Below are 26,456 nucleotides of genomic sequence, written 5' to 3' on the forward strand. Positions count from 1 at the left end.
AGCGGGCCCACCTGGGCGGACCCGCCTGGGCGTGCGCTACTCCAGCAGCTTGTCCGCGGTGACGGGCAGGTCGCGCACCCGGGTGCCGGTGGCGTGGTGGACCGCGCTGACGATGGCCGACGCGGTGCCCACGATGCCGATCTCGCCCACCCCACGGGTGCCCATCGGGTTGGCGTGCGGGTCGTGCTCGTCCAACCAGCTCACGTCGATGTCCGCGACGTCGCCGTGAGCGGCGATGTGGTACTCGGCGAAGTCGTGGTTGACCACGTGGCCGAACCGCGGGTCGGTGATGCTCTGCTCGTGCAGGGCCATCGACAGGCCCATGGTCATGCCGCCGATCAGCTGGGACCGCACGGTGCGGGGGTTGACCACCCGGCCCACGGAGAACACCCCCACCATCCGCGGCACCCGCACCTCGCCGGTGTCGGCGTGCACGCGCACCTCCACCAGCTGGGCGCCGAAGCTGTGGATCGCCGTCTCCAGCGGCCCGGGCAGCTCGGGCATCACGGTCTCGCTGTGCACCCCGTCCTCCGGGTGCTCGCCGTGGTCGTGGCGGAACAGCTCAGCCGCGGCGGTGATGGCGGTGCCCCAGGAGGTGGTGCCGGAGGAGCCACCCGCGACGGTGGCCATCGGCAGCGCGGAGTCCCCGATCTGCAGGTCCACCGCGTCCAGCGGGCAGCGCAGCGCGTCAGCGGCGATCTGGGCGAGCGCCGTCCACGCGCCGGTGCCGATGTCCACGGCGCCGATCTGCACCGAGTAGCGGCCGGCGGCGTAGGAGATCTTGGCGTGGGAGCCGGGCATCACGTTGTGCGGGTACGTCGACGCCGAGACGCCGAGCCCCACCCACCAGCCGTCCTCCAGCCGCGCCCGGGGCTGCGGGGCGCGATCGGACCAGCCGATGCGCCGGGCGCCCTCGTAGAGGCACTCGAGCAGGCGTCGCTGCGACCACGGCTTTCCGGTCTCTGGATCGACCTCGGGCTCGTTGCGCACCCGCAGCTCGATGGGGTCCAGCCCGCACGCGGCCGCCAGCTCGTCCATCGCGGCCTCGGTGGCGTACATACCCGGGCACTCGCCGGGAGCACGCATCCAGGACGGCACCGCCACGTCCAGCGCCGCCACCCGGTGGCTGGTGCGCCGGTTGGCGCAGGCGTACATCATCCGGGCGGGCACCGCGGTCTGCTCGGCGAACTCCTTCACCGTGGAGGACTGCTCGAGGACCTCGTGCACGATGGCGGTGAGGTGTCCGTCGGCGTCGGCGCCGTAGCGCACCCGCTGGATGGTGGGGGTGCGGTAGCCGACCACGGTGAACATCTCCTGGCGGGTCAGCGCCATCTTCACGGCCCGCCCGGGCGTGACCTGGGCACCCATGGCCGCCAGCACGTTGTGCGGGTGCGGCATGCCCTTGGAGCCGAAGCCTCCGCCCACGTTGGGCGCGACCACCCGCAGCTGCTCCGGGTCGAGGCCCAGGATCGGGGCGAGCGTGGTGCGGACGGTGTGCACGCCCTGGGTGGAGTCGAACAGGGTGAGCACCTGCCCGTCCCAGAGCGCCACGGTGGTGTGCGGCTCCATCGGGTTGTTGTGCTCGGTGGGGGTGGAGTAGGTGGCGTCCACGGTGACCGCGGCCTCGCGCAGCGCAGACTCCACGTCTCCGCTGTCGGTGTCGGTCTCGAAGCCGCCGTTGACCGACTCCGGGGTGTAGAAGTCGTCGCGGTCGGCGTGCAGCACGGTGTCGTGCGGCTGCTGGTGGTAGGTCAGGTGCACCAGGCTCGCCGCGTGCCGGGCGATCTCGGGGGTCTCGGCGATCACCGCACCCACCAGCTGCCCCCGGTAGGCGATGTCGGCGGTCTGCAGCACCGCCAGCTCGGCGTCGCTGGTGTCGGCCAGCCGGGGAGCGTTGAGGTGGGTGAGCACGGTGAGCACGCCCGGCAGCGCCTCGGCCTGCGACGTGTCCGCGGCGGTGATGCGGCCGCGGGCGATGGTGGAGTGCAGCGGGTGCAGGTGCACGGGGCGCTCGACGGGGTGCTCGTAGGCGTAGGTGGCGCTGCCGGTGACCTTGGCGACGCCGTCCACCCGCGGCTGGTCGGTGCCGATGGCGTGGGGCTGCACGGGCGCGGTCATCGCTGCTCCTCGGTGGGGGTGAGCTCGCGCAGCACGGACACGAGGGTGTTGCGGACCATGGGGATCTTGAAGGCGTTCTCGCCCTGCGGCACGGCGTCGGCCAGCTCGGCCTCCGCGGCGCGTCGGTAGCTGTCCTCGGTGGCCGGTGCGCCCCGCAGGAGCTCCTCGGCGCGGCTGGCCCGCCACGGCTTGTGGGCCACTCCGCCCAGCGCGATGCGGGCGCGGGTGACGGTGCCGTCGGTGACCTCCAGGGTGGCCGCGACGGAGACCAGCGCGAACGCGAACGAGGCGCGGTCACGGACCTTGCGGTAGGCCGACCGTGAGGCGCCGGTGGGGGAGAGGTGCACCGCGGTGATCAGCTCGCCGTGGGCGAGCACGGTGTCGCGCTCGGGGTGCGCACCGGGCAGGCGGTGCAGCTCGGTCACCGGGACGTGGCGCTCTCCGTCGGGCCCGACCACCACGACCGTGGCATCCAGGGCCGCCAGCGCCACCGCCATGTCCGAGGGGTGCACGGCGATGCACTCCGGCGAGGAGCCGAGGATGGCGTGGTAGCGGGTGTAGCCACCGATGGCCGAGCAGCCGGAGCCGGGCTCGCGCTTGTTGCACGGGGTGGTGACGTCCTGGAAGTACACGCACCGGGTGCGCTGCAGCAGGTTGCCGCCGGTGGTGGCCAGGTTGCGCAGCTGCCCGGAGGCGCCGGCGAGCAGGGCCTGGGACAGCGCCGGGTAGTGCGCGCGGATCACCGGGTGGGCGGCCAGGTCGCTGTTGCGGACGTTGGTGCCGACGTGGACGCTGCCGTCGGGCTGCACGTCCACGGCGTTCAGCGGCAGGCGGCTGATGTCGACGAGCAGCGTCGGGTTGTCCACGCCGAGCTTCATCCGGTCGACGAGGTTGGTGCCGCCACCGAGGAAGGCGGCGTCCGCACGGGCTGCGACGGTGGCCACCGCGCTGGCGGCGTCGTCGGCGCGCTGGTAGTCGAAGGGGATCACGAGGCGGCCTGCCGGATGGCGGCGACGATGTTGACGTAGGCGCCGCAGCGACAGAGGTTCCCGCTCATGCGCTCCCGAATCTCCGCGTCGGTCAGCTCGACGGGCCCGTCGTCCTCGGTGACGTGCGAGGGGTGGCCGGCCTTGGCCTCGTCCAGCATCCCCACCGCGGAGCAGATCTGACCGGGAGTGCAGTAGCCACACTGAAAGCCGTCCTGGTCCTGGAAGGCCTGCTGCATGGTGTGCAGCTCGCCGTCGGCGGCCAGGCCCTCGGCGGTGGTGATCTCCGCGCCGTCGTTGGCGACGGCGAAGGTGAGGCAGGTGGTGGCCCGGCGGCCGTCGAGCAGCACGGTGCAGGAGCCGCACTGGCCGTGGTCGCAGCCCTTCTTGGGGGAGGTGACACCCAGGTGGTCACGGAGGGCGTCGAGGACCGTGGTCCGGTTGTCGACGGTGAGCGTGCGCTCGTGCCCGTCGACGTGCAGGGTGATATCCGATTCCATGGGTCTGACGCTAGCGACACCACTACCCTCCGTGCCCAGCGAAGCGTGGGCGAGCGAGGTGGCCAGGGCGAATGAGTCCACCCTCGTTCGAACCAGCGGCGCTCAGTGCTGCCTATCGCCGCCGGATCCCCACGAGCACCAGCACGACACCGGTCAGGGCAACGAGGTAGGCGACCAGCTGGATCAGCCCGGCCAGAAAGTTTGGGCCACCCCACTTCGCCGGAAACGCCTGTCCTGCCACGACGTTCAGGGTCACCGCAAGCACGGCAACAGCCACGAGGACAGCGCCCCAGCGTGTCTCTGCAGGCACTGTCGACTTCCCCTCGACGGACGGCGTGGCGCGTGCTGCGCGACCGTAGCAACGCTTGGCGCGCAACGGGGACCAACGCGCACGGTGCAGCTCGCCGGTGCGGCCGCTACTGGTCGGCGGTGGCGGTCCTGCCCAGCGACCTGCCGCGGGCGAGGCGCCCGAGCACCAGGCCGACGGTGGCGGGCAGGTAGATGAGCAGCGCGGTGAACGCACCGCCACCGATGATGGAGCCCAGCAGCTCCGAGGCGCCCATCTTGTCGATGAAGACCGCCTGCACGGCCCAGCTGAGCAGGCCCGCGACCGGTCCGGCCGCCAGGGCTGCCTTGAGCCAGCCCAGGTTCAGCGTCGAGCGCTCGTCGGGGTCGTCGTCCAGGGCGTCGTCGCGCAGCGAGTCGAGCCCCGCCCACACCAGCGGCGGGACCACCAGCACCACGAAGGCCGCCGCTCGCTGCAGGGCTCCGGACGTCGGCCACTCCACCGCGGCCAGACCGAGCGCGGCAGCGACAGTCACGTGCAGCACCACCATCACCGCTGCTCGCGTCAGCCACTGCCTCACAGGTGCAGGGTAACGGGCCCCTCACCGGCTCGCGCGGTACGTGCGGGCCCGCCCGAGGCGGGTCGCTACCGTGGTGAGCATGACGAGCAACCACAGCCAGCGGCGCGCGGCGCTGCGCACGCTGCTCCGCGCCGACGGTTGTGACGCCCTGCTGGTCACTGACCTGCTGAATGTCCGGTACCTCACCGGCTTCACCGGCTCGGCGGGTGCGCTGCTGGTGAGCGCGACCGACGAGGAGCGCACCGTCTTCTGCACCGACGGCCGCTACCGCAGCCAGTCCGCCCAGCAGGTGCCCGACCTCCGTCGCGACATCGACCCGCCGTGCGCCCAGCACCTCGGCCGGCTGGCGGCGACGACCGGAGTGGGCACGCTCGGCTTCGAGAGCCACGTGCTGACGGTGGACCTGCACGCCGAGGTGGCGGCCGCCGCCGAGGGTGTGCAGCTGGTCCGCGCGCCGGGGCTGGTGGAGCAGCTGCGGCTGGTCAAGGACGAGGGCGAGCTCGAGCTGCTGCGCGCGGCCTGCCGAGCTGGTGACCGCGCGCTGGCCGAGCTGTTGGCGGACGGGGGAGTGCGGGTGGGCCGCACCGAGGTGGAGGTGGCCAGGGACCTCGAGCAGCGGATGCGCGACGCGGGCGCGGACGGTCCCTCCTTCGAGACGATCGTCGCCGCTGGCGCCAGCTCCGCCGTGCCCCACCACCGACCCACCGCCAACGTGCTGGCGCCCGGAGACTTCGTCAAGATCGACTTCGGTGCCCTGGTGGGCGGCTACCACTCGGACATGACCCGCACCATGGTGCTGGGCGAGCCGGCTGCCTGGCAGCGGGAGATCTACGACCTGGTGCACACCGCCCAGGCCGCGGGGTGCGAGGCCGTGCGCGTCGGCGCTGAGGCCGCCGCCGTGGACGCCGCGGCCCGCAGCATCATCGTCGACGCCGGCTACGGCGAGTACTTCTCCCACGGGCTCGGGCACGGCGTCGGGCTGGAGATCCACGAAGCGCCGGGAATCGGTCCCCGCAGCACCGGTATGCTTCCCGCTGGCGCGGCAGTCACGGTCGAACCCGGCGTGTACCTGCAAGGACGCGGCGGCGTCCGCATCGAGGACACTCTCGTGGTCACCGGCGCCATGCCGGAGCTGCTGACGCTGACGACCAAGGAGCTCCTCGTGGTCTGAGCCGCCCCGTGGTCGGTGTCGGCCCAGCGGGGGCGAGACCGACAGTGCAGCCACCAGGCGGCGCAGTGCGAGCAGCGAGAAGACAGAGAGGCAAGGGCACGTGGCATCCACGAGCGACTTCAAGAACGGGCTGGTCCTGAAGATCGATGGCCAGCTGTGGACCATCACCGACTTCCAGCACGTGAAGCCGGGCAAGGGGCCGGCCTTCGTCCGTTCCACCCTGAAGAACGTGCTGACCGGCAAGGTCAACGACAAGACGTTCAACGCCGGCGTGAAGGTCGAGACCGCCACGGTCGACCGGCGCGACATGACGTACCTCTACCGCGACGGTGAGGACTACGTGTTCATGGACTCCCAGGACTACGAGCAGCACTACCTGCCCGCAGCCATCGTCGGCGACAACGCCAACTTCATGCTGGAGAACATGACCGTGCAGATCGCCTTCAACGAGGGCGTCCCGCTGTACGTGGAGCTGCCCGTCGCGGTCGAGCTCGTGGTGCAGCACACCGACCCGGGTCTGCAGGGTGACCGCTCCACTGGTGGCACCAAGCCGGCCACGCTGGAGACCGGCTACGAGATCGCGGTGCCGCTGTTCATCAACACCGGCGACAAGCTCAAGGTCGACACCCGCGACAGCCGCTACCTGGGACGAGTGAACTCCTGAGTGGTTTACGCGCACGAGAACGACCCGCGGCACGACGAGCACGTCGAGCCGCCTGCTGAGCACGAGCTGCTGGAGCACGCCGCACCCGCACCGGGTGCGGCGCCCCAGCGGGAGCGCAAGCCCGGCGGTGCCCGCCGCAAGGCGCGCAAGCGGGCCGTGGACTTCCTGTTCGAGGCCGAGGCCCGTGACGTGGACCCGGTCGGCATCGCCATCGAGCGACGCCGGATGGCCAAGGACGACCAGAGCGTCCCGGCCGTGAACGACTACACGCTGACCCTGGTCAGCGGCGTGGCCCGCAACCTCGACCGCATCGACGAGGTGGTGTCCTCCCACCTGCAGGGGTGGACGCTGAACCGGCTGCCCGCGGTGGACCGGGCAGTGCTCCGGGTGGCGGTGTGGGAGCTGTTCCACGCCAGCGACGTCCCGCCCGTGGTGGCGGTGGACGAGGCGGTGGAGCTGGCCAAGCAGCTCTCCACCGACGACTCGCCGACGTTCATCAACGGGGTGCTCGGCCAGGTGGTGCTGGTGGCGCCGCAGGTGCGGGCTGCCGCGGCGGCGGTCTCCAGCCGGGCCACGGAGCCGGCGGCGACAGAAGCCACCGAGCCAGCGAGCGCAGAAGCCACGGAGCCGGTGGCGACAGAAGCCACCGAGCCGGCGAGCGCAGAAGCTACCGAGCCGGCGGCGACAGAAGGTACCGAGCCGGCGAGCGCAGAGCTCAGCTCGGAGCGGGACGACTCACCGCGGGACTGACCTGCTGCGGTGTGCTCCGAGGGCCGGGCTCCCAGCAGCGCTGGGAGCCCGCCTCGGACCGATCAGCAGGTCAGGCGACGCCTGGTGCCAGCACGCCCCACGAGACGAGCCGGCCGACCAGCTCGTCGGTGGGGATCGTGTACAGCTCGGCGAGCGCGTCGAGGTCGGCCGAACGGATCTGCAACAACGTCTCGTGCGCCCCCCGACGCTGGGCGATGTCGGCGATGTAGCGGGAGAGCACCTCGGTGTCGCTCTCCGGAACCTCGTGCAGGCGCTCGAGGTTGAGCACGATGGGCGCCGCGACGCCGTCAGCGGCACCGAAGTCGTCCGGCGGGAGCAGCTCGCTCATCGGCACGCCGTAGAAGCGGGCCAGCTCGGCCAGCTTGTTCACGGTGACCGCACGGTCACCGCGCTCGTAGGAGCCGACGACGACCGCCTTCCAGCGGCCCCGCGACTTCTCCTCCACCCGCTGGAGGGACAAGCCCTCCCGCTGGCGAACATCACGAAGACGCGCCCCCAGGGCTTTCGCGTACTCGGCCATCTCTCCCCCTCCTAGCATGAGTCCCCGCACGGGCCGTCAGCGCGACGTCACTCGATGCGGCTGGCATCAATCTAACTGATTGGAGGCGACTGGTAACCTACGGAGAAATGTTCGACATCCTTTAACAACCTGTCCAGTGAGGCAGGCAAGGAGGTCCTGGATGCCACAGGCACCCGGGGCGAACGGATCGCAGGGGCGTACCGACGTCATCGAGCGTGAGCTGCTCAGCTCCGCCGACGTCGCGCGCACCGTGGCCCGCATCGCCCACCAGCTGATCGAGAAGACTGCTCTGGATGCACCGGACGCACCACGCGTCGTGCTCCTCGGCATCCCCACCCGTGGCGGCACCCTCGCCGCGCGCCTCGCCGACCGGGTGGCCGAGTTCTCCGGGATCCGCCCCGACCTGGGGACCCTGGACACCACCCTCTACCGCGACGACCTGCGTCGTCAGCCCTCCCGTGCACTGGGGGAGACCTCCGTCCCGCCCGGCGGCGTGGACGACGCGCTGGTGGTCCTGGTGGACGACGTGCTGTTCTCCGGCCGCACCGTGCGCGCCGCCCTGGACGCGCTGCGTGACCTGGGTCGTCCCCGGGCCGTCCAGCTGGCGGTCCTGGTGGACCGCGGCCACCGGGAGCTGCCCGTGCGGGCGGACTACGTGGGCAAGAACGTGCCCACCTCCCGCAGCGAGGGAGTGGCGGTGCTGCTCACCGAGCACGACGGCCGGGACGCCGTGCTGCTGCGCACGCCAGGCGGAGGCGCGGTGGCCGGCGCATGAGGCACCTGCTCTCCGCAGCCGACCTCTCCGCCGATGCCGCCACTGCCCTCCTCGACGACGCCGAGGCCTTCGAGCAGGCGCTGCTGGGTCGGGAGGTCCGCAAGCTGCCCACCCTGCGCGGGCGCACCGTGATGACGGTCTTCTTCGAGGACTCCACCCGCACCCGGGTGTCCTTCGAGGTGGCCGGCAAGTGGATGAGCGCGGACGTGGTCAACGTCAGCGCCAAGGGCTCCTCGGCCTCCAAGGGTGAGTCGCTGCGCGACACCGCGCTCACCCTGCGCGCGGCCGGTGCCGACTGCCTGGTGGTGCGCCACTCCGCCTCCGGCGCCGCGCACCGCATCGCGGCCTGGACCGCCGACGGTGCCGGGCCCGACGCCGCGGGCCCCGCCGTGGTCAACGCCGGCGACGGCACCCACGAGCACCCCACCCAGGCGCTGCTGGACGCCCTCACCCTGCGCCAGCGCCTCGGCGGGCTGGCCGGGCGGCGCGTCGCCATCGTCGGCGACGTGCTGCACAGCCGGGTGGCTCGCAGCAACGTCAGCCTGCTCAGCACGCTGGGCGCGGAGGTGGTGGTGGTCGCTCCGCCGACGCTGCTGCCCCCCGGGGTGGCGCACTGGGGCGGGCCCGACGCCGCGGTGACGGTGTCGCACCACCTCGATGCCGAGCTGCCCGCGGCCGACGCGGTCCTCATGCTGCGGGTGCAGGCCGAGCGCATGCAGGGCGGGTACCTGCCCTCTACCCGGGAGTACGCGGTGCGCTACGGCCTCTCCGAGCGCCGGGCGGCGCTGCTGGCCGAGCACGCCGTGGTGCTGCACCCCGGCCCGATGAACCGCGGCATGGAGATCCCCTCGTCGGTGGCCGACTCACCGCGTGCCGCCGTGCTGAACCAGGTGCGCAACGGCGTCCACGTGCGCATGGCGGTGCTCTACCAGCTGCTCGCCGGCGACAGCCGCACCGGATCAGACCAGGGAGTCAACGAATGAGCGTGCTCATCACGGGAGCGCGGCCCTACGCGGAGGGTGCGCCCACCGACCTGCTGCTGCGCGACGGCGTCATCGCCGAGATGGGCAGCGGCCTGGCCGCGACGCTCACCGAGGCCGACGACGTCGAGGTGATCGACGGCGCCGGCCTGGTGGTGCTGCCCGGGCTGGTGGACCTGCACACGCACCTGCGCGAGCCCGGCCGGGAGGACACCGAGACCATCGCCACCGGCTCCGCGGCGGCCGCCCTCGGGGGGTTCACCGCAGTGTTCGCGATGGCCAACACCGACCCGGTCGCCGACTCGGTGGTGGTCACCGAGCACGTCCGCACCCTCGGCCGCCGCGCCGGGCTGGTGGACGTGCACCCGGTGGGTGCGGTCACCGCGGGCCTGCGCGGGGAGCAGCTCGCCGAGCTGGGCACCATGGCCGCCGCGGGGGTGCTGGTGTTCTCCGACGACGGCCACTGCGTGTCCGACCCGCTGGTGATGCGTCGCGCCCTGGAGTACTCCAGCTCGCTGGACGTGCTCGTGGCCCAGCACGCCGAGGAGCCGCGGCTGACCGGCTTCGGCACGCCAGGCGGCGCGCAGGCCCACGAGGGCCCCACCGCCGCTCGGCTGGGCCTGGCCGGCTGGCCCCGCGCCGCGGAGGAGTCCATCGTGGCCCGGGACTGCCTGCTGGCCCGGGACGCCGGTGCCCGGCTGCACGTGTGCCACGTCTCCACCGAGGGCACGGCCAGCATCCTGCGCTGGGCCAAGGACTCCGGCATCCGGGTCAGCGCCGAGGTCACCCCGCACCACCTGCTGCTGGACGACTCCCGGCTGGCGACCTACGACCCGGTGAACAAGGTGAACCCGCCGCTGCGCGAGCCGGCCGACCTCGCGGCGCTGCGGCACGCGCTGGCCGACGGCACTATCGACTGCGTGGCCACCGACCACGCCCCGCACGCCCCGCAGGACAAGGACTGCGAGTTCTCCGCCGCCCGCCCGGGCATGCTGGGTCTGCAGACCGCGCTGTCGGTGGTGGTGCTCACCATGGTGCGCACCGGCCTGCTGGACTGGCGCGGCGTCGCCCGGGTGATGAGCGAGCGTCCCGCCGAGATCGCCGGGCTGGGCGACCAGGGCCGGCCGCTGGAGGTGGGTGAGCCCGCCACCTTGGTGCTGGTCGATCCCGAGGCGGAGTGGACGGTGCGCGGCGCTGAGCTGGCCAGCATCGCGGGGAACACCCCGTACGAGGGAATGACCCTGCCTGGGAAGATCGTTACCACAGTGCTGCGCGGACGGGTCACCGCGCACGAGGGAAAGGTCCGTGCCGCGTGAGAATTCTGCTGACCCTGCTGACCATCGCCGTGCTGGTGCTGGCGGTGTGGGCCATGTACCGAGGCTGGACCAGGCGTGCCCAGCGCCAGGCCGAGGGGCTGCGTGGCTGGCCGGCGCCGCCGGCGGAGGTGGGTCCGGCCCTGCTGGGCCCCACCACCGGCTTCTACATCGGCACCACCATGGCGGGGAACTGGCAGGACCGGGTGACGGTGGGCGACATCGGCCACCGCGCCACCGCCGAGCTGAGCCTGCACGAGGCCGGCGTGCTGCTCGCCCGCCAGGGCTGCAGCGACCTGTGGGTGCCCCGCAACGCCCTGGTCGAGGTGCGCACGGACAACAAGCTCGCCGGCAAGGTGATGACCAGGGACGGCCTGCTGGTGCTGCGCTGGTGGGTGGCGTCAGAAGAGGTCGACAGCGGGTTTCGCGCCGACGACAAGACGACTTACCCCGAGTGGCTGCACGCCCTGGCCCACGAGGCCAGCTCGGGTTCGGATAAGGACAAGAATGGAGACATCGCGTGAGCGAGGCAGTGCTGGTGCTCGAGGACGGCCGGACCTTCCGGGGCGAGGCGTTCGGCGCCACGGGCGCCACTTTTGGTGAAGCGGTCTTCTCCACCGGGATGACCGGCTACCAGGAGACGCTCACCGACCCCAGCTACCACCGCCAGATCGTGGTGGCCACCGCGCCGCAGATCGGCAACACCGGCTGGAACGACGAGGACGACGAGGCCACGCGCATCTGGGTGGCCGGCTACGCGGTGCGCGACCCCTCCCGCACCTCGTCCAGCTGGCGCGCCAACCGCACCCTGCCCGAGGAGCTGGTCAAGCAGGGCGTGGTGGGCATCGCCGGCATCGACACCCGCGCGGTGGTGCGCCACCTGCGCGAGCGCGGTGCCATGCGGGCCGGGATCTTCTCCGGCGACGCGCTGGCCGATCACGACGCGCTGGTCGACCAGGTGCGCGAGCAGCCCAGCATGGTGGGAGCTGACCTCGCCGGCGAGGTGACCACCGCCGAGCCCTACGTGGTCTCCGCACAGGGCGACAAGCGCTTCACCGTCGCCGCGCTCGACCTGGGCATCAAGTCCAACACCCCGCGGATGCTCGCTGCGCGCGGCGTGGAGGTGCACGTGCTGCCCAGCACCGCGACGCTGGAGGACATCCTCGCCGTCAGCCCGGACGGGGTGTTCCTCTCCAACGGGCCCGGCGACCCGGCCACCGCCGACGACGTGGTGGCCCTGACGCAGAAGGTCCTGGAGCGCGAGGTGCCGCTGTTCGGCATCTGCTTCGGCAACCAGATCCTCGGCCGCGCGCTGGGCCGGGACACCTACAAGATGCGCTACGGCCACCGCGGGATGAACATCCCGGTCGTGGAGCACGCCACCGGCCGGGTGGCCATCACCGCGCAGAACCACGGCTTCGCCCTGGCGGGGGAGGCGGGGGAGGAGTTCGACACTCCCTACGGCCGCGCCGTGATCAGCCACACCTGCCCCAACGACGACACCGTGGAGGGCGTCGCTCTGCTCGACGGCCCCGCCTTCTCGGTGCAGTACCACCCCGAGGCGGCCGCCGGCCCACACGACGCCGCCTACCTCTTCGACCGCTTCACCGACCTCATGGAAGGCGCGCACTGATGCCGCGGCGCACAGATCTCGACCACGTTCTCGTCATCGGCTCCGGCCCCATCGTCATCGGGCAGGCCTGCGAGTTCGACTACTCCGGCACCCAGGCCTGCCGCGTGCTGCGCGAGGAGGGCATCCGGGTCAGCCTGGTCAACTCCAACCCCGCGACGATCATGACCGACCCGGAGTACGCCGACGCCACCTACGTCGAGCCGATCACCGCGGAGTTCGTGGAGAAGGTGATCGCGGCGGAGCAGGCCAAGGGCACGCCGATCGACGCCGTGCTGGCCACCCTGGGTGGGCAGACCGCGCTGAACTGCGCGATGGACCTGCACTTCGCCGGCGTGCTGGAGAAGTACGACGTGGAGCTCATCGGCGCCGACATCGAGGCCATCCAGCGGGGTGAGGACCGGCAGAAGTTCAAGGACATCGTGGCCAAGGTGGGCGGCGAGTCGGCCCGCTCCGCGGTGTGCCACACCATGGCGGAGGTCCACGAGACCGTCGCCGAGCTCGGTCTGCCGGTGGTCGTGCGCCCCAGCTTCACCATGGGTGGGCTCGGCTCCGGCATGGCCTACACCACCGAGGACCTCGAGCGCATCGCCGGCGGCGGGCTCGCCGCCTCGCCCACGGCCAACGTCCTCATCGAGGAGTCCATCCTCGGGTGGAAGGAGTTCGAGCTGGAGCTGATGCGCGACAGCCGCGACAACGTGGTGATCGTCTGCTCCATCGAGAACGTCGACCCGATGGGCGTGCACACCGGTGACTCCGTCACCGTGGCGCCGGCGATGACCCTCACCGACCGCGAGTACCAGAAGATGCGCGACCTGGGCATCGCCATCCTGCGCGAGGTCGGCGTGGACACCGGCGGCTGCAACATCCAGTTCGCCGTCGACCCCGCCGACGGCCGCCTCGTGGTCATCGAGATGAACCCACGGGTCTCGCGCTCCAGCGCCCTGGCGTCCAAGGCCACCGGCTTCCCCATCGCCAAGATCGCCGCCAAGCTGGCCATCGGCTACACCCTGGACGAGATCGTCAACGACATCACCGGCGAGACCCCGGCGAGCTTCGAGCCCACCCTGGACTACGTGGTGGTCAAGGCGCCGCGGTTCGCGTTCGAGAAGTTCCCCGGCGCCGACCCCACGCTGACCACGACCATGAAGTCCGTGGGCGAGGCCATGAGCATCGGCCGCAACTTCTCCGAGGCGCTGGGCAAGGTGCTGCGCTCGCTGGAGACCAAGCGGCACAGCTTCTGGACCGGGCCGGACCCGGCCGAGGCCGACCTGGAGAGCACCCTCACCCGGCTGCGCACCCCCACCGAGGGGCGCATCTACGACGTGGAGCTGGCGCTGCGCCAGGGCGGCACGGTGGCCGAGGTCGCCGCGGCCTCCGGCATCGACCCGTGGTTCGTGGACGAGGTGCTGGGCCTGGTCGAGCTGCGCGCGGAGCTGCTGGAGGCGGAGGTGCTGGACGCCACCCTGCTGCGCAAGGCCAAGCGGTCCGGGCTCTCCGACCGCCAGCTCGCCGCCCTGCGCCCGGAGCTGGCCGGCGAGGACGGCGTGCGCACCCTGCGCCACCGGATGGGCATCCGGCCGGTGTACAAGACGGTGGACACCTGCGCCGCCGAGTTCCGCGCCTCCACGCCGTACCACTACAGCGCCTACGAGTCCGACCCCTTCGCGGAGAGCGAGGTGGAGCCGCAGACCGAGCGGGAGAAGGTGCTCATCCTGGGCTCCGGGCCCAACCGCATCGGCCAGGGCATCGAGTTCGACTACTCCTGCGTGCACGCCGCACAGGCGCTGTCGGCCGCCGGGTACGAGACGGTGATGGTCAACTGCAACCCGGAGACCGTCTCCACCGACTACGACACCGCCGACCGGCTGTACTTCGAGCCGCTCACCTTCGAGGACGTCATGGAGGTGTTCCACGCCGAGCAGCTCTCCGGCACGGTCGCCGGCGTCATCGTCCAGCTCGGTGGCCAGACGCCGCTGAGCCTGGCCGAGCGGCTCACCCAGGCCGGCGTCCCGGTGGTGGGCACCAGCGCCGCCGCCATCGACCTGGCCGAGGACCGCGGTGAGTTCGGCGAGGTGCTGACCCGGGCCGGGCTGCCCGCGCCCAAGTACGGCACCGCCACCAGCTTCGTGCAGGCCAAGAAGATCGCCGACGAGATCGGCTACCCGGTGCTGGTGCGCCCCTCCTACGTGCTCGGTGGGCGCGGCATGGAGATCGTCTACGACGAGGCGGCGCTGTCGGACTACATCTCCCGCGCCACCGAGATCACCCCGGAGCACCCGGTGCTGGTCGACCGCTTCCTGGACGACGCCATCGAGATCGACGTGGACGCGCTGTGCGACGGCACCGAGGTGTACCTCGCCGGCGTGATGGAGCACATCGAGGAGGCCGGCATCCACTCCGGTGACTCCGCCTGTGCGCTGCCGCCGATCACCCTGGGCCGCACCGACGTGGATGCCGTGCGGCGCTCCACCGAGGCGCTGGCCCACGGCATCGGGGTGCGCGGGCTGATGAACGTGCAGTACGCGCTCAAGGACGACACGCTCTACGTGCTGGAGGCCAACCCGCGGGCCAGCCGCACCGTGCCCTTCGTCTCCAAGGCGACTGCGGTGCAGCTGGCCAAGGCCGCGGCGCGGATCATGATGGGCGCCACCATCGCCGAGCTTCGCGACGAGGGCATGCTGCCGCAGACCGGCGACGGCGGCTCGGTGCCGATGGACGCCCCGGTGTCGGTGAAGGAGGCGGTGCTGCCGTTCAACCGGTTCCGCAACCCCGACGGCAGCGGCATCGACAACCTGCTCAGCCCGGAGATGAAGTCCACCGGCGAGGTGATGGGCATCGACGTCGACTTCGGTCGCGCGTTCGCCAAGAGCCAGGCCGCCGCCTACGGCTCGCTGCCGGTCGCGGGCACCGTGTTCGTCTCGGTGGCCAACCGGGACAAGCGGTCCATGGTGTTCCCGGTCAAGCGCCTGGCCGACCTGGGCTTCGAGGTGCTGGCCACCGAGGGCACCGCCGAGATGCTGCGTCGCAATGGCATCCTCTGCACCGAGGTGCGCAAGCACACCGAGAACGGCAAGCAGCTGGACGGGCCGACCATCGTCACCCGGATCCTGGCCGGCGAGGTGGACATGGTGGTCAACACCCCCTACGGCAACTCCGGGCCCCGGGTGGACGGCTACGAGATTCGCAGCGCCGCGGTGAAGATGGGCATCCCGTGCATCACCACCGTGCAGGGCGCTGCGGCCGCCGTGCAGGGCGTGGAGGCCGTCATCCGCGGCGACATCGGGGTGCGACCTCTGCAGGACCTGCACAAGGCGCTGCGGGCCGGCCGGTGAGCGCAGTCCGGCTCCCGTTCGGCCACCGGCTGGCTGAGGCCGTGGCCCAGCGGGGCCGGCTCTGCGTGGGCATCGACCCGCACCCGGCCCTGCTGCAGGCCTGGGGGCTGGACGACAACGCCCTGGGCCTGGCCCGCTTCGCCGACACCTGCGTGCGGGCGCTGGCGGGCGAGGTGGCCGTGCTCAAGCCACAGGTGGCCTTCTTCGAGGCGCACGGCTCCGCGGGGGTGCGGGTGCTGGAGGACACCATCGCGGCCGCCCACGCCGCCGGGGCACTGGTGCTGCTCGACGTCAAGCGGGGTGACATCGGCTCCACCATGGCCGCCTACGCCCGGGCCTACCTGGGGGAGGGCTCGTCGCTGGCGGCCGACGCGGTGACGCTCTCGCCCTACCTGGGCACCGGCTCGCTGGAGCCGGCCCTGCAGCTGGCCGAGGCCACCGGACGGGGCGTGTTCGTGCTCGCGCGGACCTCCAACCCGGAGGGTGCGCCGGTGCAGCTGGCCACCGCACCCGACGGTGGCACCGTGGCGCAGCACGTGGTGGACGCCGCGGCGGCACGCAACGCGGGGAGCGCACCGGGCTCGGTGGGGGTGGTCGTGGGGGCCACCCGGGACCACGGGCTGGCGCTGGGCGGGCTGAACGGGCCGGTGCTGGCGCCGGGCCTGGGTGCCCAGGGGGCCACTGCGGCAGACCTGGCGGCGATCTTCGCCGGCGTCGCAGAGCTGGTGCTGCCCAGCACTTCTCGGGACGTCCTGGGGCGCGGGCCGGACGTCGCAGCCCTGCGCGGCGCCGCCGCCAGGACCCGCGACGAGGTAGCCGCCGCGCTGCCTTCCTGACGCGGCTGCCACTACCGAGAGTGGTGGCAGAAAGACACGCTGCGTAACCGCCTCTACAGCGTGACCGGGGAGTCCTTGTCGCGGGGGCGGGTAAGAACAAGTGTGGCGACGTCGGTACGGTCGTCGCTGCTGCTGGCACACCAGCAGCTTCCCGAGAACAAACACAAGACGGAGGAACCCGTGGCCCTTCCCCAGCTGACGGATGAGCAGCGAGCGGCTGCTTTGGAGAAGGCAGCTGTGGCCCGCCGCGTCCGGGCTGAGCTCAAGGAGCGCCTCAAGCGAGGTGGCACCGACCTCAAGCAGGTCCTCCAGGACGCCGACGAGAACGAGATCCTGGGCAAGATGAAGGTCTCCGCACTGCTGGAGGCCCTGCCCAAGGTGGGCAAGGTCAAGGCTGCCGAGCTCATGACCGAGCTGGACATCGCCCCCACCCGCCGCCTGCGCGGTCTGGGTGACCGGCAGCGCAAGGCGCTGCTCGCGAAGTTCGACCAGGCCTGAGCGCGATCGTGGCTGACTCGGCGAGGGGCCGGCTGGTGGTACTGGCCGGCCCCTCTGCCGTGGGCAAGACCAGCGTCGTCCGGCTGCTGCGTGCCGACGTCCCTGACCTCTTCTTCAGCGTCTCGGCGACCACCCGGGCTCCCCGCCCTGGCGAGGTTGACGGGCGCGACTACCGCTTCGTGTCGCCGGCGGAGTTCGACCGCATGGTGGCCGACGGCGACCTGCTCGAGTGGGCGGAGATCCACCGCGGCCTGCACCGCTCCGGCACCCCGGCAGCACCGGTTCGCGAGGCCCTGGAGCACGGCAGGCCCGCGCTGGTGGAGGTGGACCTCGCCGGCGCCCGCGCCATCCGGGAGTCCATGCCCGAGGCCGTCCTGGTCTTCCTGGCGCCCCCCAGCTGGGAGGTGCTGGTGGGCCGGCTCACCGGCCGCGGCACCGAGCCCGAGGACGTGATCGCCCGCCGCCTGGAGACCGCCCGCGAGGAGCTGGCCGCCCAGGGCGAGTTCGATCACGTCGTCGTCAACGACAACGTCCAGCACGCTGCGGCGGAGTTGGTATCCTTGTTGGTCGGCCCTTCCGGTCAGGATGACGCGCGAGCCGAGAACGACCTCGACCAGCACCCGGACCGGCCCGAACAGGTCCGACCAGCTCCACCCCACGACACAAGCCCAGGAGCCATTGAGTGAGCAACCCCCAGACCGAGTCCAGCCCCGCACCGGCGTACGACACGCCCCTGGGAATCACCAACCCGCCCATCGACGAGCTGCTCGCCCGCACCTCGTCGAAGTACGCGCTGGTGATCTACGCGGCCAAGCGGGCTCGCCAGATCAACGACTACTACTCCCAGCTCGGTGACGGGATGCTGGAGTACGTCGGCCCGCTGGTGGAGCCCGGCGCGCAGGAGAAGCCGCTCTCCATCGCCATGCGCGAGATCCACGCCGACCTGCTCGAGCACACCGAAGGCGAGTGAGCGACAGCCGCACGCCCGCCGACCGCCCAGCAGTGGTGCTCGGCGTCGGCGGGGGTATTGCGGCCTACAAGGCCTGCGAGCTGCTGCGTCGGCTCACCGAGAGCGGCAACCGGGTCCGGGTGATCCCGACCGAGGCCGCGCTGCAGTTCGTCGGTGCGGCCACCTTCGAGGCGCTGTCCGGCCAGCCGGTGCGCACCGGGGTGTTCACCGACGTCCCGGAGGTGCCGCACGTGCGGCTGGGCCAGGAGGCCGAGCTGGTGGTGGTCGCGCCCGCCACCGCCGACCTGATGGCGCGGCTGGCCCACGGCCGGGCGGACGACCTGCTGACCGCGACCCTGCTCACCGCGCGCTGTCCGGTCCTGCTGGCCCCGGCCATGCACACCGAGATGTGGGAGCACCCCGCCACCGTGCACAACGTGGCGCTGCTGCGCTCCCGCGGCGTGGTGGTGCTGGAGCCCGCCTCCGGTCGCCTGACCGGTGCCGACACCGGTGCCGGCCGGATGCCCGAGGCCGCCGAGATCGCCGCGGTGGCCGCGCTGCTGCTGGAGCGCGGCGACGCCCTGCCCCGTGACCTCACCGGCCGCCACGTGGTGGTCTCCGCCGGGGGCACCCGCGAGCCGCTGGACCCTGTGCGCTTCCTCGGCAACCGCAGCTCGGGCAAGCAGGGCTACGCCCTCGCCCGGCTCGCCGTGCAGCGCGGGGCCCGCGTCACCCTGGTGGCCGGCAACACCGCCGGGCTGGTCGCTCCCGCCGCGGTGCAGGTGGTGGACGTGGTGACCGCCGAGCAGATGCGCGCGGCGATGCACGCCAGCTCCGCCGACGCCGACGTGGTGGTGATGGCTGCGGCCGTCGCCGACTTCCGGCCCACCACCGTGGCCACCAGCAAGATCAAGAAGGGCGCCGACGAGCCCGACACCATCGCGCTGACCCGCAACGCCGACATCCTGCGCGAGCTGGTGCAGGCCCGTGAGGAGGGCCGGGTGCCGCGCGAGCAGGTCATCGTCGGCTTCGCCGCGGAGACCGGTGACGCGCACGGCGACGTGCTGCACCACGCCAGGGCCAAGCTCGGGCGCAAGGGCTGTGACCTGCTCGTGGTCAACGCCGTCGGCGACGGCAAGGCGTTCGAGGTGGACAGCAACGACGGGTGGCTGCTGGCCTCCGACGGCACCGAGCGGGTGCTGGAGCCGGGGTCGAAGGCGTTGCTGGCCAGCCGAGTCCTCGACGTCGTGGCCGACTTGCTCAAGCCGGCCTGACCCACCCCGGCTAGGCTCGCCCCCCGAGTTGCTGACCAACCCCCGAGAGGACACCTCGTGACCCAGTCCGGCCGCCGTCTGTTCACCAGCGAGTCAGTCACCGAGGGGCACCCAGACAAGATCTGTGACGCCATCAGTGACTCGATCCTGGACGCGATGCTGGCTGAGGACCCCCGCAGCCGGGTGGCCGTGGAGACGATGGTGACCACCGGTCAGGTGCACGTCGCCGGCGAGGTGACCACCAACTCCTACGTGCCGATCGCCGACATCGTGCGCAACCGCATCCTGGACATCGGCTACGACTCCTCCACCAAGGGCTTCGACGGCGAGTCCTGCGGGGTGAGCATCTCCATCGGCCAGCAGAGCCCGGAGATCGCCCAGGGCGTGGACACCGCCTACGAGGCGCGGGTGGAGGGCGACGCCGAGGACGAGATCGACCGCCAGGGCGCCGGCGACCAGGGCCTGATGTTCGGCTACGCCTGCCAGGACACCCCCGAGCTGATGCCGCTGCCGATCGCCATGGCGCACCGGCTGGCACGTCGGCTCACCGAGGTGCGCAAGGAGGGCCTGCTGCCCTACCTGCGCCCGGACGGCAAGACCCAGGTGACCATCGAGTACGCCGGTGACCAGCCCGTCCGCCTGGACACCGTGGTGCTGTCCACCCAGCACGCCGCGGACGTGAGCATCGAGGGACTGCTCACCCCGGACGTGCAGGAGAAGGTGGTCGAGGCCGTGGTGGCCGAGATGGACCTGCCCGGCCTGGACACCTCCTCCTACCGGCTGCTGGTCAACCCCACCGGTCGCTTCGTGCTCGGTGGCCCCATGGGTGACGCCGGCCTGACCGGCCGCAAGATCATCGTGGACACCTACGGCGGCATGGCCCGCCACGGTGGTGGTGCCTTCTCCGGCAAGGACCCGTCCAAGGTGGACCGCTCGGCGGCCTACGCCATGCGCTGGGTGGCCAAGAACGCCATCGCCGCCGGGCTGGCCCAGCGCATCGAGGTGCAGGTGGCTTACGCCATCGGCAAGGCGAAGCCGGTGGGCCTGTTCGTGGAGACCTTCGGCACCGAGAACGGCGACCCGGCCAAGATCCAGCAGGCCATCTCCGAGGTGTTCGACCTGCGCCCGGGCGCGATCATCCGTGACCTGGACCTGATGCGTCCCATCTACGCGCCCACCGCGGCCTACGGGCACTTCGGCCGCACCGACGTGGACCTGCCCTGGGAGCGCACCGACCGCGCCGACGCCCTGCGCGCACTGGCGGGATTCTGACCGACACGCTCCTACCGACGCTCCCGTGGCGGCTCTTGGGTGGTCTGCAAGTACCACCCAGAGCCGCCACCGGCGTCTGCACCCGCTACCAAGCAGGCCGCCCCGGCCCTGACGTGAGCTGCCCCGCCGGGTGCACTGTCGGACATGGTGGGTAGACCTGTGCGGGTGAAGAGCGAGCACACGGCCGCCCCCGAGCTGCCCGTCGCCCGCGTGGCGCTGATGGTGCCGCTGGCTCACCTCGACCGTGACTTCGACTACCTCGTCGACGCAGCCCAGTCCGACGACGCCCAGCCCGGGGTGCGCGTGCGCGTCCGCTTCGCCGGCCGCCTGGTGGACGGCTTCGTCCTGGAGCGCGCCGCGTCGTCGGCGCACACCGGCAAGCTGGGCTGGCTGGAGAAGGTGGTCTCCCCGGAGCAGGTGCTCACCCCCGAGATCGCCGCGCTGGCCCGCACCGTGGCCGGCCGCTACGCCGGCACCCGCTCCGACGTGCTGCGCCTGGCCGTCCCGGCCCGCCACGCCCGGGTGGAGACCGACGCCGCCCCGCCCGTGCAGGGCTGCCCTCCGGCGCCGCCGGAGGCGCCCGCGTGGGCCGCCTACACCCACGGCGAGCGCTACCTGGTGGCGCTGGGCCAGGAGCGCTCCCCGCGTGCGGTGTGGCAGGCGCTGCCCGGCGAGGACTGGCCCGCCCGCATCGCCGAGGCGGTGGCCTGGGCGGTGAGCGCCGGCCGCACGGCGCTGGTGATCGTGCCCGACCAGGGCGACGTGGACCGGGTGCACGCCGCGTGCGTGGGCGCCCTGGATGCCGACACCGTGGTGGAGCTGACCGCCGCGCTGGGGCCGTCGGCGCGCTACCGGCGCTGGCTCGCCGCCCTGCGGGGCACCGCACGGGTGGTGGTGGGCACCCGCGCGGCGGTGTTCGCCCCGCTGCGCAACCTCGGGCTGGTGGTGGTGTGGGACGACGGCGACGACACTCACGCCGAGCTGCGCGCGCCGTACCCGCACGCCCGCGAGGTGGCGCTGCTGCGGGCCCACGCCGACCACGCCGGGGTGCTGCTGGGTGGCTTCTCCCGCACCGCCGAGGGGCAGCTGCTGGTGGAGACCGGCTGGGCGCACGACCTGCTCGCCCCCCGCGAGGTGCTCCGCGAGCGCAGCCCCCGCATCACCGCCGTGGCCGACACCGACGTCCAGCTCGAGCGCGACCCCGGCGCCCGCGCCTCCCGGCTGCCCGCGGTGGCCTTCGCCGCCGCCCGCGCCGCCCTGGCCGCCGACGCCCCGGTGCTGGTGCAGGTGCCCCGCCGCGGCTACGTGCCCTCGCTGGGCTGTGCCCGCTGCCGGGAGCCCGCCCGGTGCCGGCGCTGCGCAGGACCGCTGTCGCTGCCGGCCGCCGCCGGCCCGGACGGCGCGGCCACCCCGGTGTGCCGCTGGTGCGGGGTGGCTGACGCCGCGTTCCGCTGCGCGGCCTGCGGGTCGCGGGCGCTGCGGGCGCGGGTGGTGGGCGCCGGGCGCACCGCCGAGGAGCTCGGTCGGGCGTTCCCCGGGGTGCCGGTGCGCACCTCCGGCGGGTCGTCGGTGCTCACCGAGGTGCCCCGTGGCCCCGCGGTCGTGGTGGCCACGCCGGGCGCGGAGCCGGTGGTGCCGGGTGGCTACGGCGCCGCCCTGCTGCTGGACGGCTGGGCGCTGCTGGGCCGGGCCGACCTGCGCGCCGCGGAGGAGACCCTGCGCCGCTGGATGGCCGCCGCCGCCCTGGTGCGCCCGATCGGCCAGGGCGGGCAGGTGGTGGTGGGCGCGGAGTCGGAGCTGCCCACCGTGCAGGCCCTGGTCCGCTGGGACCCGGTCGGCCACGCCGCCACCGAGCTGCACTCCCGCGCGGAGGTGGGCTTCCCACCGGCGGTGCACCTGGCCGCGGTGGAGGGGCCCCCGAAGGCGGTGGCCGCCCTGGTGGAGGCGGTGGAGCAGCCCGAGGGAACCCAGCTGCTCGGCCCGGTGGACATCGACGACGGCGGGGAGCGGATGCTGCTGCGGGTGCCCCGCGAGCAGGGCAAGGCGCTGTCCGCGGCGCTGTCGGCGGCGCAGGCCGCACGCAGCGCCCGCAAGGACGCCGAGTCGGTGCGGGTGCAGGTGGACCCGCACCGCATCGGCTGAGCCGGGCCGCCACCGCCCCCTAGAATTGACCTACCAACCCCGTCGCTGAGGAGCTCCTGCGTGTCCGTCGTGCCTGTCCGACTCTTCGGTGACCCGGTGCTGCGCACCCGCGCGGACGAGGTGGTGGACTTCGACGCCGAGCTGCGCGCCCTGGTGCAGGACCTCACCGACACCATGACCGAGCACGGCGGCGCGGGCATCGCCGCTCCGCAGCTGGGCGTGGGGCTGCGCGTGTTCACCTACGACTGTGACGGCTTCGCCGGCCACCTGGTCAACCCCACCTTCGACGTGGTGGGGGAGGAGGAGCAGGACGGCCCCGAAGGTTGCCTGTCCATCCCCGGCCTGCGCTACGACTGCCGCCGCGCCCTGCAGGTGGTGGCCCGCGGGTGGAACATGCACGGCGACCCGGTGGAGATCGAGGGCAGCGGCCTGCTCGCCCGGGCCATCCAGCACGAGGTGGACCACCTCGACGGCGTGCTCTTCCTGGACCGGCTGGACGCCGAGGCCCGCAAGGCCGCCATGCGGGAGATCCGCAGCGCCCCGTGGTTCGGCGAGCAGCAGCCCACCGTCAAGCTCAATCCGCTCGGCCTGCACGGCGGGGTGCGCTGACGTGCGGCTGGTCTTTGCCGGCACCCCCGAGCCCGCCGTGCCCACCCTGCAGCGCCTGCTCGACTCCGCCCGCCACGAGGTGGTCGCGGTGATCACCCGGCCCGACGCCGCCGCCGGGCGCGGCCGCAAGGTGGTGCGCTCGCCGATCGGCCAGCTCGCCGACGCCCACGGTGTCCCGGTGCTCACCCCGACGTCGCCCTCGGACCCGGACTTCCTGGACCAGCTGCGGGCGTTGGAGCCGGACTGCTGCCCGGTGGTCGCCTACGGCGCCCTGCTGCGCCCGGCGGCCCTGGCCATCCCGCGGCACGGCTGGGTGAACCTGCACTTCTCGCTGCTGCCCGCCTGGCGCGGGGCCGCGCCCGTGCAGTCGGCGATCCGTGCGGGTGACGCGGTCACCGGCGCCAGCACCTTCCGCATCGAGGAGGGCCTGGACACCGGCCCGGTGTTCGGCATCGTCACCGAGACCATCCGCCCCAACGACACCGCGGGAGCGCTGCTGGCGCGGCTGGCCGACTCCGGCGCGGCCCTGATGAGCTCCACCATGGACGGGATCGAGGACGGCATCCTGACGGCGGTGGAGCAGCCCACCGACGGGGTGTCCCTGGCGCCCAAGGTGACTGCGGCCGACGCGCGGGTGGACTGGACGCTGCCCGCGCTGGCGGTGGACCGCGTGGTGCGCTCGGTGACCCCGGCGCCCGGCGCGTGGACCACCATGGGCGAGGTCCGGCTGAAGCTCGGTCCGGTGCTCCCGGTGGACGAGCCGGCCCTGCCGCCCGGGCAGCTGCAGGTGGGCAAGGACGGTGTGCTCGTGGGAACCGCCACGCAGCCGGTCCGGCTCAGCCAGGTGCAGCCGCCGGGCAAGAAGATGATGAGCGCCGGCGACTGGGCCCGCGGCGCCCGCCTGGACGACACCGCCCGCCTCGACAGCCCGCACCACGAGACCACCCAGCCCGAGACCACCCAGCACGAGACCACCCAGCACACCCCCACGGACAGGACCACCGCACGATGACTGAGTCACGCCGCCCGGCCAAGCGCACCGGCGGCAGCCGCCGGCCCAGGCCCGCCGCGGGACCGGTGGACGTCGATCCCGTGCGCGGCGCCGTGCGCGAGGTGCTCACCGCGGTGCGCGAGCGCGACGCCTACGCCAACCTGGTGCTGCCGAAGATGCTGCGCGACCGCAAGATCAGCGGCCGCGACGCCGCGCTGGCCACCGAGCTGGCCTACGGCACCTGCCGCGCGCAGGGGCTGCTGGACGCGGTCCTCGGCGAGTGCGTGGACCGCCCGTTGGAGGAGGTGGACGGCGTGCTGCTGGACATCCTCCGACTGGGCGCCTACCAGCTGCTGCGCACCCGGGTGCCCATGCACGCCGCGGTGTCCACCGCCGTGGACCTGGCCCGCGCCGAGAAGGGCACTGCCCGGGCCGGCTTCGTCAACGCGGTGCTGCGCAAGGTGAGCAAGCAGGACGAGGCGGGCTGGGTGGCGCAGCTGGCGCCGGACGCCGCCGAGGACCCGGTGGGCCGGCTGGCGTTCACCCACGCCCACCCGCGCTGGATCGCCCAGGCCTTCGCCGACTCCCTGGGCGCCGAGGCCGCCGAGCTGCCCGAGGCGCTGGCCGCCGACGACACCCGTCCCACCGTCCACCTGGTGGCGCGGCCGGGGGAGATGAGCGCCGAGGAGCTGGCCGCGGTCACCGGCGGCGAGCCGGGCCGCTACTCGCCCTACGCGGTGTACCTCGACGCCGGTGGCGACCCCGGCGACCTCGAGGCGGTGCGCGAGGGCCTGGCCGGGGTGCAGGACGAGGGCAGCCAGCTGGTGGCCCGTGCGCTCACCCTGGCCCCGCTGGACGGCCCGGACGGCGGGCGCTGGCTGGACCTGTGCGCCGGCCCCGGCGGCAAGGCCGCGCTGCTGGCGTCCATCGCGGCCATCGACGGCGCTCGGGTGGACGCGGTGGAGCCCACCCCGCACCGCGCCGAGCTGGTGCGCAAGACCACCCGCGACCTGCCGGTGGACGTGCACGTGGTGGACGGCCGCGACCCCGGCCTGACGCCCGGCTACGACCGCGTCCTGGTGGACGCCCCCTGTACCGGCCTGGGTGCCCTGCGCCGCCGTCCCGAGGCGCGCTGGCGCCGCCAGTCCAGCGACGTGCCCGAGCTGGCCGCGCTGCAGCGCCAGCTGCTGGCCTCAGCGCTGCGCCTGGTCCGCCCGGGCGGCGTGGTGCTCTACGCCACCTGCTCGCCGCACCTGTCCGAGACCACCTCGGTGGTGGCCGACGCGGTGCGCCGCAGCGGTGCCACCCAGCTGGACGTCCGCGAGCTGCTGCCCGGCGTGGACCGCCTCGGGGACGGCCCGCACGCGCAGCTGTGGCCGCACCGCCAGGGCACCGACGCCATGTTCCTGGCCGCACTCACCCGCAGCTGAGCCGGGCGGGCCGCCGCGGGCCCGGGACCCAGGGGCACAGGCGGCACGGGACACAGGCGCAGGGGCGCACGGGGACAGGCGCACGGGGACACGGGTGACCCCGGCGCGGCGCCTAGACTGCTGCACCGTGGCTGCGCCGATGATCGCCCCGTCCATCCTGTCCGCCGACTTCGCCCGTCTCGCCGAGGAGGCCGCGGCCGTGCACGGGGCCGACTGGCTGCACGTGGACGTGATGGACGCGCACTTCGTGCCCAACCTCACCCTGGGCCTGCCGGTGGTGGAGAGCCTGCTCAAGGCCACCGACATCCCGCTGGACTGTCACCTGATGATCGACGACCCCGGTCGCTGGGCACCCGGGTACGCCGAGGCCGGTGCGCACAACGTCACCATCCACGCCGAGGCCACCGACGACCCGGTGGCGGTGGCCCGGGACATCCGCGCCGCTGGTGCCAAGGCCGGGCTGAGCGTCAAGCCCGGCACGCCCATCGAGGACTACCTCGAGGTGCTGCGCGAGTTCGACACCCTGCTGGTGATGAGCGTGGAGCCCGGCTTCGGCGGCCAGTCGTTCATGCCCGAGGTGCTCGGCAAGGCCCGCACGGTGCGCAACCTGGTGGACACCGGGCACCTCACCCTGCTGGTGGAGATCGACGGCGGTATCAACGCCGACACCGTGCACGCTGCCGCGGAGGCCGGCGTGGACTGCTTCGTGGCCGGCTCCGCGGTCTACGGCGCCGAGGACCCCGCCGCGGCCGTGGCGGCGCTGCGCGCGAGCGCGGCAGGGTCCTCCGCCCACCTGCTGGGCTGAGCGCCGCCGGTGAGCAAGCAC

At 73.0% G+C, this 26,456-nt stretch carries 24 protein-coding genes and 2 pseudogenes; 20 read left to right on the top strand and 6 right to left on the bottom strand.

The annotated features are described in order from the left end of the window. Positions 1 to 36: 36 nt before the first annotated feature. From AC3YNX_RS11950 to AC3YNX_RS11970, 5 genes are all read right to left on the bottom strand, one after another. Positions 37 to 2,118: a xanthine dehydrogenase family protein molybdopterin-binding subunit gene (locus AC3YNX_RS11950; RefSeq protein WP_489995607.1), complete on the bottom strand. Its 2,082-nt coding sequence runs from the start codon at positions 2,116 to 2,118 to the stop codon at positions 37 to 39. Further along, positions 2,115 to 3,107 carry an FAD binding domain-containing protein gene (locus AC3YNX_RS11955; RefSeq protein ID WP_127783149.1) on the bottom strand — a complete coding sequence of 331 codons (993 nt, stop codon included), beginning with the start codon at positions 3,105 to 3,107 and terminating at the stop codon, positions 2,115 to 2,117. The genes AC3YNX_RS11950 and AC3YNX_RS11955 overlap by 4 nt, the downstream gene beginning before the upstream one ends. Further along, positions 3,104 to 3,604 carry a 2Fe-2S iron-sulfur cluster-binding protein gene (locus tag AC3YNX_RS11960; protein ID WP_127783148.1) on the bottom strand — a complete coding sequence of 167 codons (501 nt, stop codon included), beginning with the start codon at positions 3,602 to 3,604 and terminating at the stop codon, positions 3,104 to 3,106. Before AC3YNX_RS11960 ends, AC3YNX_RS11955 begins: the two co-directional genes overlap by 4 nt. A 112-nt stretch (positions 3,605 to 3,716) precedes the next feature. After that, a complete protein-coding gene (locus tag AC3YNX_RS11965) occupies positions 3,717 to 3,860 on the bottom strand; it encodes a hypothetical protein (RefSeq protein WP_164860625.1) in 144 nt (47 codons plus the stop codon). A gap of 160 nt (positions 3,861 to 4,020) precedes the next feature. Then, the gene (locus AC3YNX_RS11970) at positions 4,021 to 4,470 is read right to left on the bottom strand and encodes a B-4DMT family transporter (RefSeq protein WP_127783147.1); all 450 of its coding nucleotides are present in this window, start codon (positions 4,468 to 4,470) and stop codon (positions 4,021 to 4,023) included. 79 nt (positions 4,471 to 4,549) lie between these two features. On the opposite strand from AC3YNX_RS11970, the gene AC3YNX_RS11975 reads away from it, so the two are divergent. The 3 genes and pseudogenes from AC3YNX_RS11975 to nusB all read left to right on the top strand — a co-directional run. Continuing rightward, the gene (locus AC3YNX_RS11975; RefSeq protein WP_489995608.1) at positions 4,550 to 5,641 is read left to right on the top strand and encodes a M24 family metallopeptidase; all 1,092 of its coding nucleotides are present in this window, start codon (positions 4,550 to 4,552) and stop codon (positions 5,639 to 5,641) included. A gap of 100 nt (positions 5,642 to 5,741) precedes the next feature. Further along, complete coding sequence (gene efp / locus AC3YNX_RS11980) at positions 5,742 to 6,305, top strand: elongation factor P (protein ID WP_127783145.1); 564 nt, start codon at positions 5,742 to 5,744, stop codon at positions 6,303 to 6,305. A 69-nt stretch (positions 6,306 to 6,374) separates the two neighbouring features. Next, positions 6,375 to 6,884: pseudogene (nusB, locus tag AC3YNX_RS11985) on the top strand (transcription antitermination factor NusB); the annotation flags it as partial. Between the two features lie 241 nt (positions 6,885 to 7,125). Here the strand turns inward: nusB and AC3YNX_RS11990 are convergent. Then, positions 7,126 to 7,596: a helix-turn-helix domain-containing protein gene (locus AC3YNX_RS11990; protein ID WP_127783144.1), complete on the bottom strand. Its 471-nt coding sequence runs from the start codon at positions 7,594 to 7,596 to the stop codon at positions 7,126 to 7,128. A 160-nt stretch (positions 7,597 to 7,756) separates the two neighbouring features. Here AC3YNX_RS11990 and pyrR point away from each other — a divergent pair, with 160 nt between their 5' ends. The 17 genes and pseudogenes from pyrR (at position 7,757) to rpe (ending at position 26,435) form a co-directional block, all read left to right on the top strand. Continuing rightward, positions 7,757 to 8,371, top strand: coding sequence for a bifunctional pyr operon transcriptional regulator/uracil phosphoribosyltransferase PyrR (gene pyrR / locus AC3YNX_RS11995; protein WP_127783143.1), 615 nt, complete (start codon positions 7,757 to 7,759; stop codon positions 8,369 to 8,371). Beyond that, entirely contained in the window at positions 8,368 to 9,354 is a 987-nt protein-coding gene (locus AC3YNX_RS12000; RefSeq protein ID WP_489995609.1) for an aspartate carbamoyltransferase catalytic subunit, read from the top strand. The genes pyrR and AC3YNX_RS12000 overlap by 4 nt, the downstream gene beginning before the upstream one ends. Next, entirely contained in the window at positions 9,351 to 10,667 is a 1,317-nt protein-coding gene (locus tag AC3YNX_RS12005) for a dihydroorotase (RefSeq protein ID WP_489995610.1), read from the top strand. Before AC3YNX_RS12000 ends, AC3YNX_RS12005 begins: the two co-directional genes overlap by 4 nt. Beyond that, entirely contained in the window at positions 10,664 to 11,188 is a 525-nt protein-coding gene (locus tag AC3YNX_RS12010) for a PH-like domain-containing protein (protein WP_489995611.1), read from the top strand. The genes AC3YNX_RS12005 and AC3YNX_RS12010 overlap by 4 nt, the downstream gene beginning before the upstream one ends. Further along, positions 11,185 to 12,297, top strand: a complete 1,113-nt coding sequence (gene carA / locus AC3YNX_RS12015) for a glutamine-hydrolyzing carbamoyl-phosphate synthase small subunit (RefSeq protein ID WP_127783140.1) — start codon at positions 11,185 to 11,187, stop codon at positions 12,295 to 12,297. Before AC3YNX_RS12010 ends, carA begins: the two co-directional genes overlap by 4 nt. Then, entirely contained in the window at positions 12,297 to 15,629 is a 3,333-nt protein-coding gene (carB, locus tag AC3YNX_RS12020) for a carbamoyl-phosphate synthase large subunit (RefSeq protein WP_127783139.1), read from the top strand. The genes carA and carB overlap by 1 nt, the downstream gene beginning before the upstream one ends. Then, positions 15,626 to 16,465: an orotidine-5'-phosphate decarboxylase gene (gene pyrF, locus AC3YNX_RS12025; protein WP_489995612.1), complete on the top strand. Its 840-nt coding sequence runs from the start codon at positions 15,626 to 15,628 to the stop codon at positions 16,463 to 16,465. Before carB ends, pyrF begins: the two co-directional genes overlap by 4 nt. 180 nt (positions 16,466 to 16,645) lie before the next feature. Then, on the top strand, positions 16,646 to 16,963 hold the full coding sequence (mihF, locus tag AC3YNX_RS12030; protein ID WP_127783137.1) for an integration host factor, actinobacterial type: 318 nt from the start codon (positions 16,646 to 16,648) through the stop codon (positions 16,961 to 16,963). Positions 16,964 to 16,971: 8 nt separating this feature from the next. Next, a pseudogene (gene gmk / locus AC3YNX_RS12035) lies at positions 16,972 to 17,535 on the top strand (guanylate kinase); the annotation flags it as partial. Positions 17,536 to 17,645: 110 nt separating this feature from the next. Continuing rightward, positions 17,646 to 17,933, top strand: a complete 288-nt coding sequence (gene rpoZ, locus AC3YNX_RS12040) for a DNA-directed RNA polymerase subunit omega (RefSeq protein ID WP_127783135.1) — start codon at positions 17,646 to 17,648, stop codon at positions 17,931 to 17,933. Further along, on the top strand, positions 17,930 to 19,186 hold the full coding sequence (gene coaBC, locus AC3YNX_RS12045) for a bifunctional phosphopantothenoylcysteine decarboxylase/phosphopantothenate--cysteine ligase CoaBC (RefSeq protein ID WP_489995613.1): 1,257 nt from the start codon (positions 17,930 to 17,932) through the stop codon (positions 19,184 to 19,186). Before rpoZ ends, coaBC begins: the two co-directional genes overlap by 4 nt. A 57-nt stretch (positions 19,187 to 19,243) precedes the next feature. Beyond that, positions 19,244 to 20,458 (top strand): methionine adenosyltransferase, encoded by a 1,215-nt coding sequence (metK, locus tag AC3YNX_RS12050; protein WP_127783133.1) that lies wholly within the window; start codon positions 19,244 to 19,246, stop codon positions 20,456 to 20,458. 165 nt (positions 20,459 to 20,623) lie between these two features. Beyond that, positions 20,624 to 22,600, top strand: coding sequence for a primosomal protein N' (locus tag AC3YNX_RS12055; protein WP_489995934.1), 1,977 nt, complete (start codon positions 20,624 to 20,626; stop codon positions 22,598 to 22,600). A 60-nt stretch (positions 22,601 to 22,660) separates the two neighbouring features. Next, a complete protein-coding gene (def, locus tag AC3YNX_RS12060; protein WP_127783131.1) occupies positions 22,661 to 23,209 on the top strand; it encodes a peptide deformylase in 549 nt (182 codons plus the stop codon). Position 23,210: 1 nt separating this feature from the next. After that, positions 23,211 to 24,221 carry a methionyl-tRNA formyltransferase gene (gene fmt, locus AC3YNX_RS12065; protein WP_489995614.1) on the top strand — a complete coding sequence of 337 codons (1,011 nt, stop codon included), beginning with the start codon at positions 23,211 to 23,213 and terminating at the stop codon, positions 24,219 to 24,221. Beyond that, positions 24,218 to 25,630 carry an RsmB/NOP family class I SAM-dependent RNA methyltransferase gene (locus tag AC3YNX_RS12070; RefSeq protein WP_127783129.1) on the top strand — a complete coding sequence of 471 codons (1,413 nt, stop codon included), beginning with the start codon at positions 24,218 to 24,220 and terminating at the stop codon, positions 25,628 to 25,630. The genes fmt and AC3YNX_RS12070 overlap by 4 nt, the downstream gene beginning before the upstream one ends. 127 nt (positions 25,631 to 25,757) lie before the next feature. Further along, entirely contained in the window at positions 25,758 to 26,435 is a 678-nt protein-coding gene (gene rpe, locus AC3YNX_RS12075; RefSeq protein WP_489995615.1) for a ribulose-phosphate 3-epimerase, read from the top strand. The last annotated feature ends 21 nt before the right edge of the window (positions 26,436 to 26,456 follow it).

It is taken from the genome of Rhodococcus sp. Z13_19A (assembly GCF_058133575.1).